Origin of the sequence: Psychrobacter sp. I-STPA10 (genome assembly GCF_021012795.1) — a bacterium.
Lineage (GTDB): Bacteria > Pseudomonadota > Gammaproteobacteria > Pseudomonadales > Moraxellaceae > Psychrobacter.
In genome coordinates, this window is sequence record NZ_VFYU01000014.1 from 44,106 (window position 1) to 60,782 (window position 16,677).

Here is a 16,677-nt window from a genome sequence, read left to right on the forward strand (position 1 = left end):
AACCTTGTCAGTTATAAACGATTCTTATTCAGAATCAACTGATTAGTTTTATTGATGGTAACATCATGTCCAAATAGCCAACAAAATTAGCTGTTTGAATTATTTGAAAACTGTGAACCAGTATCTGCATCTAGGTTATCAATACCAATAGAGCTTGCTGCTTTTTCAATTGAAGCAGTTAACTCTTGTAGATTGGTGATGGCAGACTCAACCCAACCGCGGCGAGTATTCTGCTCCTCTGCACTCACTCCTTGCTTAGAAGCTTGACCAACAGTGGCAATCATCTGATCAACTTTAACGCCTTGGTTTTCACCTTGATCAACAATTACATCAAATGACTCTTGTACTTTGCCAAACTCATTGTTTAGGTCATCAGCTTCACCTTGATGCCCTTTATCAACAAGATATTGCTGTACTCCATATCCACCAACAGTATCACCAGCGACTGTTTTGTACTGACCATGGAATACATTATCAATACCACGAGCATTGTTTGCATAGCTTAAGTGAGTTAAATCACTGAAACACTCATGCTCGTCTTCGGTAGAACCCGTCACAAATGCCACCTGCATACGCTCAGAAGCAAGCTCACCTAATGCTAAGCTACCCATTTGATACATCACTTGACGTATGGCATTACTATCAGCACGTGCCATCAAATCACTACGTAGCGTATTTGGTGTGTCTGGCTGCCACTGGGCAACCATATCTGACAAATCATTTACTAACAACTGTGCAGCTGCTTTGAGGTACTCTCCACGTTTAATACAAATCGCAGCTGAGTCATTAACCACATCCCCACTGGTACATTTGCCTTCTTCAGTATCGTAGTCACTAACAGGACGATTACCAGCACCTTCACCAACTCCATTAGTATCCTGACCCCATAGTAAAAACTCAATGGCGTGATAACCAGTCGTTACATTCGCTTCACTACCACCAATTTCATTCATTTCAGCCAATAATTCAGGGCTAATTTTGCTGGTATCTTGTTTGATGCTACCAACGGTAATTTCATTACTGTTGATGATGTTATCTTTTGCATCATACTCACCTTCATAACTATCAGAGACATAATCAATCAATGCTTCGTCTAATGGCCAAGCATTGACTTGTCCTTCCCAACCATCAACACTTTCAATGGCACGTTTATCATCGGCAGTGACAAAACCTTCATCAAAACGGAACACTTCTGTTTGTGAATATGGTTGGCGAGCTTCTTTATAAGCTGCTTTTGCTGCATCTAAATTTGCCTGAGTGGGTGTTGCTACAAAAGTATCAATTGCTGCTTGTAATTTTTTTGCCCCGTCTAGTGAATCCTGATAAGCAGCTTGTGCCATATTGGCATAGCTGGTTAGCAGTTTTTGCTCATCATTTAGATTAGCATCATCAACGACAACAACTTCTGTTTGCTCTGTCGCATCTGCATCAGTGGGTGCTGCTGCATCTTCAGCTGGTTTTTGACAACCCGATAAAAAAAGCAATCCAGAGATTGCAATAGATAATGAGGTATAGAAAAATGGACGTGATTGAGAACGCATGGATGTATCCTTTAATAAGAAACAAGCAAAGACAAAAAGAAGAGATTACTAAAAAAAGTTATCGTATGTGAATATGTTTATGCTTGCAGTCATTCACATACAAAAAAAAGTCTCTACAAATGTCTTACTAATATGGTGTTTATGAAACAAATGGCATATATGTAGGCAATTATACAGTATGTGTTTAATTGTATGGATATATGTTAATTCGTTATTATAAAGTTATTGATAATTATTATCAAATCTAATTTTTATTTAGTTTATAAATTATTTTTAATGAAAAAAATAAGCCAGTTTAAACTGGCTTATTTTTCATATAATCTAAGTACTTATCTAATTCAATTTTTAGTAGCAGCTATGGCTAAAGTAAAAATAGAATGAATTAGTTCACACTTTGTGGCGCATTGATTTTAATTTCAACACGACGATTTTTAGCACGGCCTGCTTCGGTATCGTTATTAGCAATAGGGCGAGTTTCACCAAAGCCATAAGTCATGATACGATTGCTGTCTACACCTCGACTGACCAGATAACTTTTCACCGATTCTGCACGTCTTTGTGATAAATCTTGGTTATAGCTTGCATTACCCACATTGTCTGTAAAGCCCATAACTATGACTGTATTCTTATTGTATTCCACCATAGTCGCAGCAAGCTTATTCAACGTATTAAAAAAGCTTGGATTGATGGCAGTGCTGTTGGTAGCAAAAGTAATATTACCTGGCATGACCAAATCAATATTACCCTGCTGATCTCGCTTGACTTCGACATTTGTACCAGCCATTTGTTGCTGTAGCTGCTTCTCTTGACGATCCATATACAAACCAACTGCCCCACCTAATGCGGCACCAATAGCAGCATCTCGTCCTGTATGATCACCACCAGTTGCCTTAGAGATGGCAGCGCCACCTGCAGCACCAGCAAGCGCACCTATCGCTGTTTTATTAATACGTTGTTGTCCTGTTGCAGGATCGGTTGTACACCCTGCTAGTGCTAAACCTGAAGCTAACGTTGCAATCATTAATTGGTTTTTCATGATATATGTCCTTAGTAATGTATTTATAATTAAAGATCAGATAGTGGCTGTCTTTAGATACTGCCTCAAAAAAACACATACAACTTAACAAGTAGCTGTATATTTTGGTTATCCATCAGTGATTATATTTATATATTGTGTTAAGTATAAAAAATAAAAATCACTAATAAAACAACTACATCGTGCACTTATTTAGCAGACCAAATAACTCATATCTTACATACTTATATGATATGGTATTGTGTACTATCACACATCAACCTGCATGGTACTTACTTACAATAAGTATGACAATTCTAGTTTGCCAATATGTAATATTTTGTCAATACTTGTATGTAGTTTTTTGTACAGAATAAATTATGAGTTAGACAAAAGACATATAAGCAATTTTGATTAAAAACAAAAAACATATCTTTGATGATTATAGAGAGCAATCTTAAAATTGATAATATCATGTGAAATACCAAGCAACCAAACATTGAAAAGCCAGTCACATAAATAGCTTCTGCATTTGAATTTTATATTGATATGATATGGTTAACAATATAGTTAATACCCAGTACTCCATAGTCTTTAGTATTGATTCTATTTTTAACTTCTATATGATGCACCTTCTGCTGCATAACTTTTGAATGGAACATACTGATTTATGATAATCCAAAAAGAAAAACTAAAAAAACTCTACACCAAACTGCATCATATTTCACCAACCCTTGGTAAAACTGCCTCATTTATGACTGCCACTGGCGTCATTGCTGCCAATAGTTTTGGCGGTAGCCTACCGTTATGGACCATGGGTGGGGTCAAATTTATCACTGGTGCAAAGGTAGCAGATGACTCCATCATTAAAATTGCCAAACATTGGATCAATAGCAACAACAAAGTCATTGATATTGCACTGCCCAAACGTGATTGGCGTATCAATGTGCCTGATGATTTGGATGAAAATAAACAATATCTGCTGATTTGCAACCATCTATCTTGGGTAGATACCAGCATTGTGCAATATGTCAGCCAAGATAGATTGCCATTGACACGTTTTTTTACCAAATACGATCTTATTTATATTCCAATTGTTGGACAAGCATTTTACTTTCTAGACTTTCCCATGATGCGCCGACACAGCAAAGAAGCCATTGCTAAAAATCCAGCTTTAAAAGGACAAGATATTGCCGAAGCCAAACGTGCTTGTGAGTTATTAAAAAATAAACCCTTTACTCTACTCAATTATTTAGAGGGCACTCGCTTTACGGCAGAAAAACAAGCACTACAAAACTCACCTTATCAACACCTATTAAAACCTAGAGCAGGTGGTTTGTCTCTTGCTATTCGTACATTGGGTAAACAAATAGATGGTATCTTGGATATGACCATTGTCTATCCTGATGGTGCCCCTAACTATACTGATCTATGGAAAGGTGAGGTACAACGCTTAGGCGTAGATATCCGCCGTATACAAATGCCTGAGGATCTATATACTGCTATTGAGCAAGGTGGCTATGAACAAAATGAAGCCACCAAACAAGCCATGTTTGCTTGGCTGGATCATATCTGGCGTGAAAAGGATGATAGAATTAGCCAGATGTTAAGCGAATTTGCCTAACGCTTTACTCTCAAAAAACAAACCATGACTGCACCTGTACCGTAAATATTAACTTAGCAGCATCAAGCGGGCAGATCTAAACATATTTTATTGGCAGTAAGACACCCATCGACAAACAAACAGATCAGCGACCTACTCAGTCTGACCCATAGGATTTATTTATGACTGCCTCTTATAAAAATGATACCACTAATACACAAACAGCCATAAAACAGCCTACTTTTCATACCAGTTCGCCACCAAGCAAAGCCAAATTATTTTATGACATTGCCATGTTGTTTGCGATTGTTATTGACCTTATTATCATGGTCATTGACTTAGTATTGATGAGTGACTTTATTTTACATCTAACCCAGTGGTTACATTTTAGTCATCCTCTGCAATACTATATCGCAGTTATTCATCCCAAACTTCGCATTGCTGGTGGCATTTTTACTCTATTTTTAATTAGTGAGTTAATCATACGCTGGATAATAGCAGTAAGCAAAAAGCAATATTTACGCTGGTTTTTCTTCCCCTTTGTACATTGGTATGAAGTTTTGGGTTGTTTTCCACAGCTAAGAGCCTTAAGACTGCTGCGAGCCATTGTTATTGTTAGACGTATGCATCAACTTGGCTACCAAATCATCCCTGATAGTTGGATACAAAAAGGTAAGCTATATTATGATATAGTATTAGAAGAAATCGCTGATCGAGTCATTCTAACCGCAACAGGTCATCTTAGACAGCAGATGCACAGTGAAGCAGATAGTCACCAACTCTTAGGTAAAATTGTTAGTAAAAATCAAGACATCATTGCCCAAACCATGACTGATTTTATCAACCAAAACTTAGCCATCAATCAACACAACACCCAACAAATTAGCCAAACCGTGGCATATCAAGTCGGCGTCGCCATACAGCAAGCCATTACCAATACACCTGAGATTCATCGCTATACTCATATGATTCCTATTGCAGGTAGCCTCATTGAATCGCAAATACAGACCATCGCTCAACAAGTGGGTGAAAATGTGGTCACAGCCTTAACTGAACGCTTAACTCACCCACAAGTGGTTGAGAATATCACCGACACCATCACCAAGATTTTGACCAATACGGACGTTGATTTTACTCAATTAGAAGATTTAATTCTTTTATTGGCGGAAGAAGGTTTGACCGCATTTGAGCAACAAGTTAAAGTACAACAATGGAAGCTACATGAAGAATTTAGCCTATAGGGATACTTATGGCTACTTACAGTTGATTTAAAATTAATTAAATAACTTTATAGATTTAACTTTATAAGTATGGCTTAAAGTTAATTAATGGCTTGGACTCAAATAATAAGTGCAATTAACAATATTCACTCAACTAAAAACTCAAATGGCATAATCACTTTGATAATGATTAATCATAGTAACAGCAATATATTAAACATGACTTACAATACAAACAAAAATCAATATGAGTATGTGTTAAAAATAAAAAAATATACTGCTACTGCCGATAATCTAACTACATAACCCTATTGAACCACCATATATAAGCACTCTCTTTTATTGCTTATTTTTTAGAGGATAGCTTCCATGACCGCTGATCATTCAAATACGAATTCTGCCCTCACTTTATATGGCAAAATGCTCACTTTTTCACGTATAAAGCTAATCACTGATGATCTTAACGCCATTGATACTGCTTTAGCAGAGTTGCTAAGTAATAAAACCAGTCAAATTCCAATCGTCATAGACAGTGATATACCACAAGACTTATCTGCTGTAGTAGATTTACTTTGGTCATGGGGTTTACAACCCATCGGTGTCATACAAGGGGTGCTCGATCAACAAGCAAAACAGATGCGACTGGCTGTTTTTCCTACAGATGGTAAACGCATTGAACGTATCCGTCCCATCAAAAAAACAGAGTCAACGACAGTCGCCAAAAATAATCAGCCTAGTGAAGCATCTGATGCCAAGCAGCAGGAGGTCAGTTTGGTTTCTGATGAAATGACCACGCTGATCTATGATCAAATGCTGCGCTCTGGACAAAGCATCAACCATGTAGGCGGTGACCTAATCTTAACCAATTGTGTCAATAATGGCGCTGAAGTTATTACTGATAACAGCTTACATATCTATGGTCGAGCACAAGGAAGACTGGTAGCAGGTGCAACAGGGGATAAAAATGCCCGTATCTTCTGTCAACGCTTTAATCCCTCTTTAGTTTCTGTGGCAGGAACTTATTGTTTGGCTGATAATATTCCTGAAAATGTCATAGATAAAGCCGTACAAGTTAGTTTTAAAGAGGGAGAAGGGCTAATATTTACTGTCATGAATAATTCATGATCCATGACCATCTATTGTTATTAATTTAGTTTAAGTCTGGTTACTAAGGGATGTATTTAATATTTTTTTCAATGCTTAATTTTCATCATACTGTCACTTTTATTCTGAGTATGCTAATCTAGCGCAATTATTTTTTAACTTAATTTAAGTTCAATCAAAATACAAACATTAATGTACAAAAAGATACTGTCTTTAATTATGGGTGAAGTTTTTATTGGTAATATTGAGTGAGACAAAAGATATAACCAGTATCTAAACTAAATAAGCCACACTGCTAATATAAACATTCACTTAAGTTGTATTAATGGTTGTCATATTATTTATCAATATTTATTAAATTTACATAATACATGAATAGGAGTAGTCCATTGTGGCAAAAATCGTTGTAGTTACCTCTGGTAAAGGCGGCGTTGGTAAAACCACAACCAGTGCGTCTTTTGCCGCAGGTTTGGCTTTAAGAGGATACAAAACAGTCGTGATTGATTTTGATGTCGGGCTACGCAACCTTGATCTTATTATGGGCTGTGAAAATCGTATTGTTTATGATTTTGTTGACGTCTTATTAGGAAGTGCTCGCCTCAATCAAGCATTGGTTAAAGACAAACAGCTAGATAACTTATTTATTTTGCCAGCCAGTCAGACACGTGATAAAGATGCGCTGACGGATGAGGGAGTAGCAGAGATCATTGAGGAGCTATCTAAGCAGTTTGATTATATTATCTGTGATTCACCCGCAGGTATTGAGCGTGGTGCTCAACTAGCCATGTATCATGCCGATGAAGCCATCATTGTTACCAATCCCGAAATCTCTTCTGTGCGTGACTCTGACCGTATCATAGGCATACTACAAAGCCGGACCAAAAAAGTAAAAGAAGGCAATGGCTCTGTGCGTGAGCACTTGATTATTAATCGCTATAACGCTGAACGTGCAGCTGCCAAAGAGATGATGGATATTGATACCATCTCTAATGACATTCTAAAAGTCCCCCTACTTGGCGTGATTCCAGAAAGCCGTACTGTACTTGAAGCCTCCAACCAAGGAGAGCCTGTTATTCATTTTACTGACTCAGTTGCTGGACAATGCTTTGATGATATCGTTGCTCGCTTCCTTGGTGAAGAACGCCCTTTACGTCACATTGATGTGAAAAGAAAAGGCTTTTTACAACGCTGGTTTGGAGGTTAGACGATGTCTAGAAAAAAAGGATTTTGGAGTAATCTATTTTCTAGCTCCGAACAAGAATCTGGGAGTGCACATACGGCAACTGAACGCCTGAAAGTCATCGTTGCGAGCGAAAATCGCTTAAATAACCGCCTTACTGCTGATCGTATCGAAAAAATGAAACGAGAAATACTAGAGGTGGTCAATAAATATGTTAATGGTGTGCAAATTGATGATGTTAATATTCATCATCGCCATGAAGACAGCCTAGATGTGCTGGAGATGAACATTAACTTACCAGATCATCGTCGCTAAGTTCATATTATATTTTTAGTCTTAATTCTTTTAGACTTAGACCAATAAAGGTTGGTAAAAATTACCAACCTTTATTTATTATCACACAATAAAATACAGCTACTTCATACGATTTATTAAGTTATCTTTTTGTACAAATTGATGATACAAAGCTCCCGCAATATGTATCCCTGTAAATAATACTATTAGTGGCCAAATAATATCCACATGTATGTCATTAAAGAATCTTGCTGTACTGCGATTGGTCTCAACCAACGTTGGAATTTCAAATAAACCAAATATACTCACTCCATGTCCACCATACATAGACATTAACAATCCAGCAATAGGCATTGCTATCAATAATAAATATAGTGAAAAATGGGTAAAGTGTGCCATTCCTTTTTGCCAATTAGGCATAATAGCAGGCTTTGGATCTTTGCTAACAAAGCGATTACACAACCTTGCTAACATCCACAACAACAAGCTAACACCAAAAGCTTTATGCAAATTTATAAAGGTGTACCCTTCTCCATAATCACGAAAAAATATCATCAGCCAAGTGATGAATAACAATACCACACTTCCCCAATGAAAAATGCGGCTTGATATCGACCATTTATCTTTAGCCGTATTTATTGCTATAGAGGTATTATCTGTTGATGTTTGTTGAGAGCCTGATCGCTGGCTACGATTATCATTTACTGGCATCGGTATTCTCTCTTAATTATTGGATATTATGACACTCCTATCCGTAATGCCTTATTTTATCATGATAATTTGCTAGAATTAACCATCTAAATCAACTAACCTGTGTGCCAACTCTTCTAAATCAGGCACAATATATTCATCGTCTTCAATCTGTACTTTTTGGAAAATATAATCATTATTGACAATGCTATATTCATCTATATCTATAGCACTCAGATCTTTTACTTGTGAGATACCCACTTGCCGATGGGTCAACTCTCCTTGGGTTTGCAAAGCCAGTCTATAAATATCATTACTGCCTTCCAAAATAACCAACTTTGTTGGCGGCGTGTCTTTTTCTAACAAGTGATAAACAGCCACATCACAATCTTGCCATATATATGTCCATATTCGATCCGTATATTCCACAACCTCCAATATCAGATTGCTAGGTACGATCCAATCAGGTTGATCTTGTGCGGGAATGACAGTCACCTCAATCTGACCTTTATTTAAGGTCAATAAGCTGACTGCCTCAAAGGTATGTTTATTTATTTTTCCCATAATCTTATTAATCTCTCATCATTATATTGTGCAAATCAGATATCTTGTTGATTAACCTCTTCTCCTATCAAACTTTGTATTTTTTCAATCAACTCCGCCTCTTGATATGGTTTACCCATATAATCATTGACACCAATTTCTAGAGCACGCTGGCGATGTTTATCACCTGTTCTAGAAGTAATCATGATAATAGGTATGTTTCTTAGTCTTGGATCATGGCGTACTTGTGTCGCCACCTCAAAACCATCCATACGAGGCATCTCGATATCAAGTAAGATTAAATCAGGCGCTAACTCCTGTAAAATTTCAATGGCATCAATACCATCTTTTGCAACTTGAACATTATATCCTTGACGCTCTAATAAACGTGATGTCACTTTACGCACAGTAACAGAGTCATCCACCACAAATATGGTCGAGCGTGTCTGTACAGACGGCTTGGTAGTCAAGGCTGCTTTCATGGTAGCAGCTCTTGTTGATGAATTACGCATCAATGCGATGAGATCTAAAATGAGCATCACTGAACCATCACCCATGATGGTCGCAGATGAAATGCCAGAGGTATGTGACAACTGTCTACCTAAAGATTTCACCACCACTTCTATACGAGATCCTGAGATTTCATCCACTTGAATGGCGATATTCTGTCCTGTACGGTTTTTAACCAAAATCACTGGCAAACTTGCATGATTGGTAATAGCCATCTGATTTAATGTACTGCCTAACAATAACTCATTAAGATAGCGTAAACGATATTCACTACCATCTATATCAAAGTGAGTCTCTTTAGAGCGATAAAAATCAAGTAATGGCTCAGGGTTAACACGTACTACACGATCAATTTGTACCAACGGAATCGCATAATAACGATCAGCTACTCGTACCACCAAAGCATCTGATATTGCTACGGTTAATGGCACACGCATAGAAAAGCGACTACCGCCTCCTTCTACTAAGTCTACCGATACGTTACCACCAAGCTGTCGTATCTCATTTTGTACGATGTCCATACCAACACCACGCCCAGAGATTTGTGTTACTTTCTTGGTAGTGGTTAATCCAGCGTTAAAGATATACTGAATAACATCTAGGTCAGAGAGACTCTGATCATTACTTTCAATCAAACCTTTATCAATGGCTTTTTTACGTACCGCATCCACATCAATACCACGACCATCATCGCTTAAACTAATAACAACTTCACTACCTTCACGCAGTATCTCAATAACCACATTACCAGTAGGATTTTTGCCTTTTTGCTCACGTATCTGCGGCGTTTCTATACCATGATCCACTGCATTACGAATCATATGCTCTAATGGTGAAGTAATACGCTCTAGTATGGTTCTATCTATTTCATCTTCTGCATTAATCACTGTCAATTCAACAGACTTACCTAACTCGTTGGCTGTTTGACGAACAATACGCTGCAAACGTGGTACTAACCTTGAGAAAGGTACCATCCGTGAATTCATCAGGTTATCTTGCAACTCATTTTGAGTACGAGATAACTGTAATAATAAACCCTCAGCATCTCGGGTTTTATCGAGCATGGTGGTTTTAATATCAAGTAAATCTGAAGCGGACTCTGTCAAAGATTTTGATAACTGATTTAATGAAGAATACTGATCCATCTCCAAAGGATCAAAGCCTTCGTCTTTTAATAAATCTTCTTCATCAATTTGTGACAAGATCTGAGCCTCAAGCTCCGTCTCCATACGACGTAGCTGATCGGCCAGACGTTGTACTGTCACTCCCATCTCTTCGATGGTATTGGTCAAACTACTCACACCCATATCAATACGAGCACGGTTGATTGCAGCCTCACCTGACAAGTTGATCATTCTTTCTATCAGACCTGCAGAAATACGAATCATCTCATTATTTAAGATGGCTTTATCTTGAACCTGTTCAAAGTTACCTGTCATAGGAGGAACTTCAGAAATATCATGTTTTGGTAATTTACTTCTTTGCTCCTCCTCATATTGCAAAATAATATCTGAATAAGTTTCTAATGATTGTTCTGGTATCTCAGTTAACGCATCAGGATCTTTATTAAACTGTTGTAACGCCTCTATTAACTGCTGTGGCTCAGGTGGATTAACATTGTGCTCTAGCAACTGCAATGCTTTTTCTAGCCATTGATGGCAAGCAACAATCAGCTCAATAATAATCTTTTTGGGAGGTAACGTACGGTTGTATAATTTACCACTGGTTTTTTCTAGCTGATATGCTAAATCACTCAAGCCGTTTGAGGACACCATCCGTGCCCCACCTTTTATCGTATGATAATTGCGCTGCATGGACTCAAATACATTGGTATCTTTTATATTGTCTCTAAAACTTTGCAACACTTGTATATTTTGCTTAATAATTTTACGGGCTTCTTGCAAGAATATGGTAATCATCTCTGTATCAGGGAGCTTACCATCCCAAGAATCATGTACCAATTGCTCAAATCGTTGCGTTACCTCAGACTTCTCTTGTTCAAGTTTGCCCTCTTCTTGTGGCTGCTCTTGCTCTACTTGTGACTCTACTTCTTCTTGCTCAATCTCTAGCACAGGCATCGCTACTTGGAAAGATTCAGGCTCTTGGGTCTTATTTAATAACGCATGTAACTGCTCTACCATGCCAGGAATGAAGAAAGATTGATTATTATTGATGACATAATCAAGCTGTAATGACAACATATCCTGAACTTCTTGCATCACATTAACCCATGCATCTGAAGGGGATAATATGCCTGATACAAACTGTTCGTAGATGGTTTCAGCTTCATGGGTCACATCCCCCATACTGCTGATACCCACCATACGAGCACCACCTTTGAGTGTGTGTAAATGACGTTGTAACACTTTCAAAGGTTCAATATTACTTGGAGACTGCTTCCATTCATCAAATACCTGATGTATTTCTGCATCAATCTCTTGGGCTTCTTCCAAGAATATGCTTAGCAGCTCACTATCGGTAGAAATTGGCTCAAGCTGCAACTCTGCTGCTGAAACAGTTTTAGCATCACTGGCATGCTGTGCTTGTTCATTTTCTTCTGAAGCTGCAAATTTATTTAGTTGCTCAATTACTGATTCATCCAATCGCAAAGCCATACTACCTGCAATAGAGTCCAGTAATCCTGTCAACTGCTTTTGTCCAGCTAATAGGGCATTGACTAATTCTTCATCTTCAGCCTGTATAGGATCATCCGTCAATCTTTGGTAAACTGCTTTTAATGCAGTCAATAATGTCATAAACTTTTTCGAGCCTGAGACTTGTGAAGACATTTTTTCAATCTGCTGCACAATTCTTTGTGTGTACTCAGCTTTGTGTTTACTATCTGACTGCGCAAGATGACCTTCAAGCTCCCACTCTGCATCTAAAAGCTCATCAATTTCATGTGATAAAATATCCGCCACACTAAAGGGTGCTTCTTGTGTCTGTTCATCCTCTGTAAGCTCATTGAACATGACTTGTAGTGCTTCAACTTCTTGATAACTATCTGTATTTTCTAAGCTGTTTATTTGTTGATCTGCATTAAGAGCAGCATCTGCGCTTTGAAAATCGATAATATACTTTTTAATCAACTGTACAGATTGCGTAATGGCTTGCAAATGATTGACATTCATTGTCTCATCATATTGCTGTAGCCGTTTTAAACTATGTTCAACTGTGGTACTAATATCACTAATGGCTTGCAAAGAGATACTTCCTGAAGCACCACGCAAAGTATGGAAAGCACGTACAAAATCATCATCAACAACGATGGTATTTTGATCTTGGTGATGAGCAATAAAAGACTCTATATAATCAACTAATTCAAATGCTTCTTCTAAGAAAATTTCATTAATCTGATTATCCTCAGAACTACTGATCACTTCTGTCTCTGCCACTTCTGCCAAGCGTTCATTTGCAGTTTTCAGTGATAACAAGATTTCATCAGTCAAATCAACGTCATCTGTTAGCTTAGTATCAGGACTGACTTTTTCTGCATCACTCTGATCTATTTGGGCAGCTTGGGCAGCGTCATCATGATATAAACTTTGCTTAATCTGAGCATAATTAAAATCTGCCGCATCATTTTTACTATAAAATTCTGCACATGCTATCCATATAGGTAAGCTATCAGGATAATCTGTCTGATTTTTATAACAGTTTAATAAATCAGGATAGGCAGCCAACACATCAGCGACTAACAACTGTATATCAGGATTGGTTTCAATACTATGATCCAAAATCCTATTCATCATATTTTCAATCGACCATGCTAATTCGGCAGAACAATTAGCACCCACCATGCGCCCAGAGCCTTTTAAGGTATGAAAACCTCGACGCACTTCTGTCAATATACTTAAATCATCTGGCTGTGTTTTCCACTGCTCATAAAGAGGATTGATTGTCTCTAATACCTCTTCAGCTTCTTCAATGAAGATCTCTTTCATATCTCCATTCATCTCAGCATCATCTTTAGGTGTCTGTAGCGTTTCAAGATATGCCAATAGGCGTGGCGGAATATTAACATCATCTTGTTGCTGAGCTACCTTAGATGCTGATTCTTCTAGTTGCTCTGTTGCATCTGTTGTTTGCTTTGAATCACTCTGCTCATCTAAAGTAGTCTCCTCACTGATATGAGTATCTATTACTGTCTCAGAACTAGATGTCTCTTTACTCTCTTGGTAAGTATCCGTTTTTACGTTGCCATCATCATTGCCTACCGCTACAGTCTCAGTTTCAGATGTGCTCTCTTTAGCTGGTGTGTTATCTGAGCTAGAGATACCTAATCCATGGTCAATAGGTAATCCTGACTGCAAATTTTGAGCTTGCAGCATGGTGACAGCAGGATCTATAGAAGGAGGTTGCTCTGAAGTAAAATCAGCGACCAAAGTGGGAATTAAACGTCTGGTTTGATTGATAAACTCAACCAGTGTCTCACTAACAGGTAAGGTATGAGCCAATACCTGATTGAGTAAATTTTCTACCGACCATGCCATCTCACCAACACTGTACGCGCCAACCATTCTTCCCGACCCCTTAAGGGTATGAAAACCTCGGCGAATTTCAGTCAAAGCCTCTAAGTCTTCTTGGTCGTTTTGCCAAATAGGTAAGTATTTATCAAACTGTTCAAGCACTTCTTCGGCTTCTTCGATAAATATTTCACGAATGTCTTCATCCATATCAAAGGAATCGGCAATAAGCTGACTACGAAGCTCTTGTAAAGCCTCACTATCTACTGGCTGTGATAATGCTTGCTGATCATCTGTTGCTACAGACGCCGCAATAACCGCTGAAGATTGCTCTTGTGAGGATTGCTCTTGTGAGGATTGCTCTTGTATAGTTGCTTGCTCTTGGACTTCAACTTGTTGTATGTCTGCTTGTTCAGATACATCACCACCTACCTCATCATTTTGCAATGACATTTCTACAGGTGTCACCGCTATTTGCTGAGGCGCATTCAGCAATGTTTCTGTTTCTGTTTCTGTTTCTGTTTCTGTTTCTGTTTCTGTTTCTGTTTCTGTTTCTGTTTCTGTTTCTGTTTCTGTTTCTGTTTCTGTTTCTGTTTCTGTTTCTGCGTCATCATTCAATAAATGAATAGCAAAGGCAATATTATCTTGGATTACTTTAAGTAGACCTTCATGCTGGAATTGTTGCTCTAAACAGTCTAAAAACAACTCTACCGCTGCCACACTTTCAATAATGGCATCTGTCATATTTTTAGGGATATGCGATATTTCACGCTCTTTTAATATGACAAATAATTGTTCGTACTGCTTTGGAATCACAGCCACTTTGGGCAATCCAATATCTACAAAAGCATTACTGATGACTTCAAACTGAGAAGCTTCTGGTAACAACTGTACCTCATGTTGCTGCACATATTCTCTAAAATCATGTTTAATTTGATCGACAAAATCTCGTATTTTATCAAGCATTTCATGATGACTTTGAATATCAATATCAATCGTACCGTCTAAATCATTGATATCATCTACCGCCATTAGGCTGTCACCACCGGATATCAAAGTATAGGAAGAAAATCCAGTTTTTTCTCCAAGTGCTTGATAAGTATTAAGTACATCTGTATATAACTGCTGTAATTGACTTTCGATCTCCCACTGGATTTGTGATACGTCTTCATCAGTATTAAGACAAAAAGACACATCTTCAATCAACTGAACAAATTGGTCATGAAAGGCTGTCCAACCCCGTTGTAACAACTGCCTATCTAACTCTTTTAAAATGACAATAACTTCTTCTGTCTGCTCGAAGTCATATATTAGCTGTTCAATTTTACTTAACAGTCTAGAAAAGAACACACCATTTTGCCGCAATCCCAAATTGATCTGATTAAGTACTTGTTTTACAGAATGTTGAGAGATATCAAGATTTTTTAGATGAATATAAATATCAAGTATTAAGCTGTTTAACTCGGAAACATTAGGCTCACTACCTTGACTTTTTTCAGCAATTAAAATATCAATATTTGCCAATAGATAGGCATAATTTGAGGGAACAGGCTGCGCGTTTGTCTGTAATTCTGTAAACCATAGCTCACTAAGATACCAAAGCTTAGCAGTCAGGTACTCTTGTGTCGTAAATGCATTGCGTAAACAATAGTGTACTATTTGCTGCAGTTGTGACAACAGATCCGTATTATTTTGATTTTCTGATAAGAGCTTTGTGACGGCAAAACGCCAAGCTATTGATAAAGCTTCCCATTGCTGGGTAGTTAAAGTTTCTAATTTATCTAAGCGATCTAAGTTTGGTAGTACGATATAATGAGCTATTCCACGAAATACATCGACACTGCCAATTTGTTGATCGGAATCATTTTGTTGCAAAGAAGTGGCTAGGAATGTGGACTGACTTTCATCTGTATTTTGCTGATTGCCATCCTGCAAATTATGCCATTGTATTTTAAGCCCTTGCCCTTGAGTATGCTCAAAACCATGCTCAGTTAACAGACGTATAATATAGTCATAATGATGCTGCAATAAATTATAATGATATGTCCCTGTCTGTACATAATTCTGTAATTCGTGTAGCAATAACTCACTGGTCGATAATGCCATATAAATATAGCTGTGTTCTAATAAGTCATCTGCTAAAGCTTTAGCAATGGCAGCAATAGACAAACTAAATTGCGAAAATACAGGTAGCCTTGCCACCTGTAATGTACTCGATAAGCTCAAATAGTCTACAACCAATGTATTAAAGTCTGTTTGCTCATCGGCTTGCCGCCAACGCTGATGCAAACTCTGTAAGTTCTCTTGCAGATTTGGCATTAACCATTCTGTAGTGATTAAGGTATTGGGATACTGTATCATCGAGCAGTCCTAATGAATTTTTATTAAAGTACAGTTTACTTATAGAGTCTGTCAAAAATTACCCATCTAAAAGGCGGAGTTTGGAGAGATTAGAATATAACGAGGACTTAAAAAGAGCCAAAATGCAACAATAAATACAGTGTGTATACT

10 protein-coding genes are annotated in these 16,677 nt (G+C 37.7%); 5 read left to right on the forward strand and 5 right to left on the reverse strand.

Translation table 11 applies throughout. The features are described from left to right. Window positions 1-86: 86 nt before the first annotated feature. Together FHK89_RS06080 and FHK89_RS06085 are read right to left on the reverse strand one after the other, a co-directional pair. Complete coding sequence (locus FHK89_RS06080) at window positions 87-1,541, reverse strand: imelysin family protein (RefSeq protein ID WP_230657984.1); 1,455 nt, start codon at window positions 1,539-1,541, stop codon at window positions 87-89. Window positions 1,542-1,923: 382 nt separating this feature from the next. After that, entirely contained in the window at window positions 1,924-2,577 is a 654-nt protein-coding gene (locus tag FHK89_RS06085) for an OmpA family protein (protein WP_230657987.1), read from the reverse strand. A 649-nt stretch (window positions 2,578-3,226) separates the two neighbouring features. Between FHK89_RS06085 and FHK89_RS06090 the strand changes: the two genes are divergently transcribed. The 5 genes from FHK89_RS06090 to minE all read left to right on the forward strand — a co-directional run bounded on the left by FHK89_RS06090 (window position 3,227) and on the right by minE (window position 7,978). Further along, entirely contained in the window at window positions 3,227-4,180 is a 954-nt protein-coding gene (locus FHK89_RS06090) for an acyltransferase (protein WP_230657990.1), read from the forward strand. Window positions 4,181-4,341: 161 nt separating this feature from the next. After that, window positions 4,342-5,400 carry a hypothetical protein gene (locus tag FHK89_RS06095; protein WP_230657993.1) on the forward strand — a complete coding sequence of 353 codons (1,059 nt, stop codon included), beginning with the start codon at window positions 4,342-4,344 and terminating at the stop codon, window positions 5,398-5,400. Window positions 5,401-5,748: 348 nt separating this feature from the next. Continuing rightward, window positions 5,749-6,504 carry a septum site-determining protein MinC gene (gene minC / locus FHK89_RS06100; RefSeq protein ID WP_230657995.1) on the forward strand — a complete coding sequence of 252 codons (756 nt, stop codon included), beginning with the start codon at window positions 5,749-5,751 and terminating at the stop codon, window positions 6,502-6,504. 370 nt (window positions 6,505-6,874) lie between these two features. Next, complete coding sequence (gene minD, locus FHK89_RS06105) at window positions 6,875-7,687, forward strand: septum site-determining protein MinD (RefSeq protein WP_230657997.1); 813 nt, start codon at window positions 6,875-6,877, stop codon at window positions 7,685-7,687. 3 nt (window positions 7,688-7,690) lie between these two features. Then, complete coding sequence (minE, locus tag FHK89_RS06110) at window positions 7,691-7,978, forward strand: cell division topological specificity factor MinE (RefSeq protein ID WP_230658000.1); 288 nt, start codon at window positions 7,691-7,693, stop codon at window positions 7,976-7,978. A gap of 99 nt (window positions 7,979-8,077) precedes the next feature. On the opposite strand, the gene FHK89_RS06115 is transcribed toward minE, so the two are convergent. The 3 genes from FHK89_RS06115 to FHK89_RS06125 form a co-directional block, all read right to left on the reverse strand. Beyond that, on the reverse strand, window positions 8,078-8,668 hold the full coding sequence (locus FHK89_RS06115; RefSeq protein WP_230658003.1) for a cytochrome b: 591 nt from the start codon (window positions 8,666-8,668) through the stop codon (window positions 8,078-8,080). A gap of 78 nt (window positions 8,669-8,746) precedes the next feature. Then, on the reverse strand, window positions 8,747-9,211 hold the full coding sequence (locus tag FHK89_RS06120; protein ID WP_230658006.1) for a hypothetical protein: 465 nt from the start codon (window positions 9,209-9,211) through the stop codon (window positions 8,747-8,749). Window positions 9,212-9,246: 35 nt separating this feature from the next. Next, window positions 9,247-16,527 (reverse strand): Hpt domain-containing protein, encoded by a 7,281-nt coding sequence (locus tag FHK89_RS06125; RefSeq protein ID WP_230658008.1) that lies wholly within the window; start codon window positions 16,525-16,527, stop codon window positions 9,247-9,249. Window positions 16,528-16,677: the final 150 nt, after the last annotated feature.

Excerpts from the sequence above, each read along its gene's own strand:
- minC (WP_230657995.1), top strand. The coding sequence starts at position 5,749 with ATGACCGCTGATCATTCAAATACGAATTCTGCCCTCACTTTATATGGC.
- FHK89_RS06115 (WP_230658003.1), bottom strand. The coding sequence starts at position 8,668 with ATGCCAGTAAATGATAATCGTAGCCAGCGATCAGGCTCTCAACAAACA.
- FHK89_RS06095 (WP_230657993.1), top strand. The coding sequence starts at position 4,342 with ATGACTGCCTCTTATAAAAATGATACCACTAATACACAAACAGCCATA.
- FHK89_RS06085 (WP_230657987.1), bottom strand. The coding sequence starts at position 2,577 with ATGAAAAACCAATTAATGATTGCAACGTTAGCTTCAGGTTTAGCACTA.
- FHK89_RS06125 (WP_230658008.1), bottom strand. The coding sequence starts at position 16,527 with ATGATACAGTATCCCAATACCTTAATCACTACAGAATGGTTAATGCCA.
- FHK89_RS06080 (WP_230657984.1), bottom strand. The coding sequence starts at position 1,541 with ATGCGTTCTCAATCACGTCCATTTTTCTATACCTCATTATCTATTGCA.
- FHK89_RS06120 (WP_230658006.1), bottom strand. The coding sequence starts at position 9,211 with ATGGGAAAAATAAATAAACATACCTTTGAGGCAGTCAGCTTATTGACC.
- minE (WP_230658000.1), top strand. The coding sequence starts at position 7,691 with ATGTCTAGAAAAAAAGGATTTTGGAGTAATCTATTTTCTAGCTCCGAA.
- FHK89_RS06090 (WP_230657990.1), top strand. The coding sequence starts at position 3,227 with ATGATAATCCAAAAAGAAAAACTAAAAAAACTCTACACCAAACTGCAT.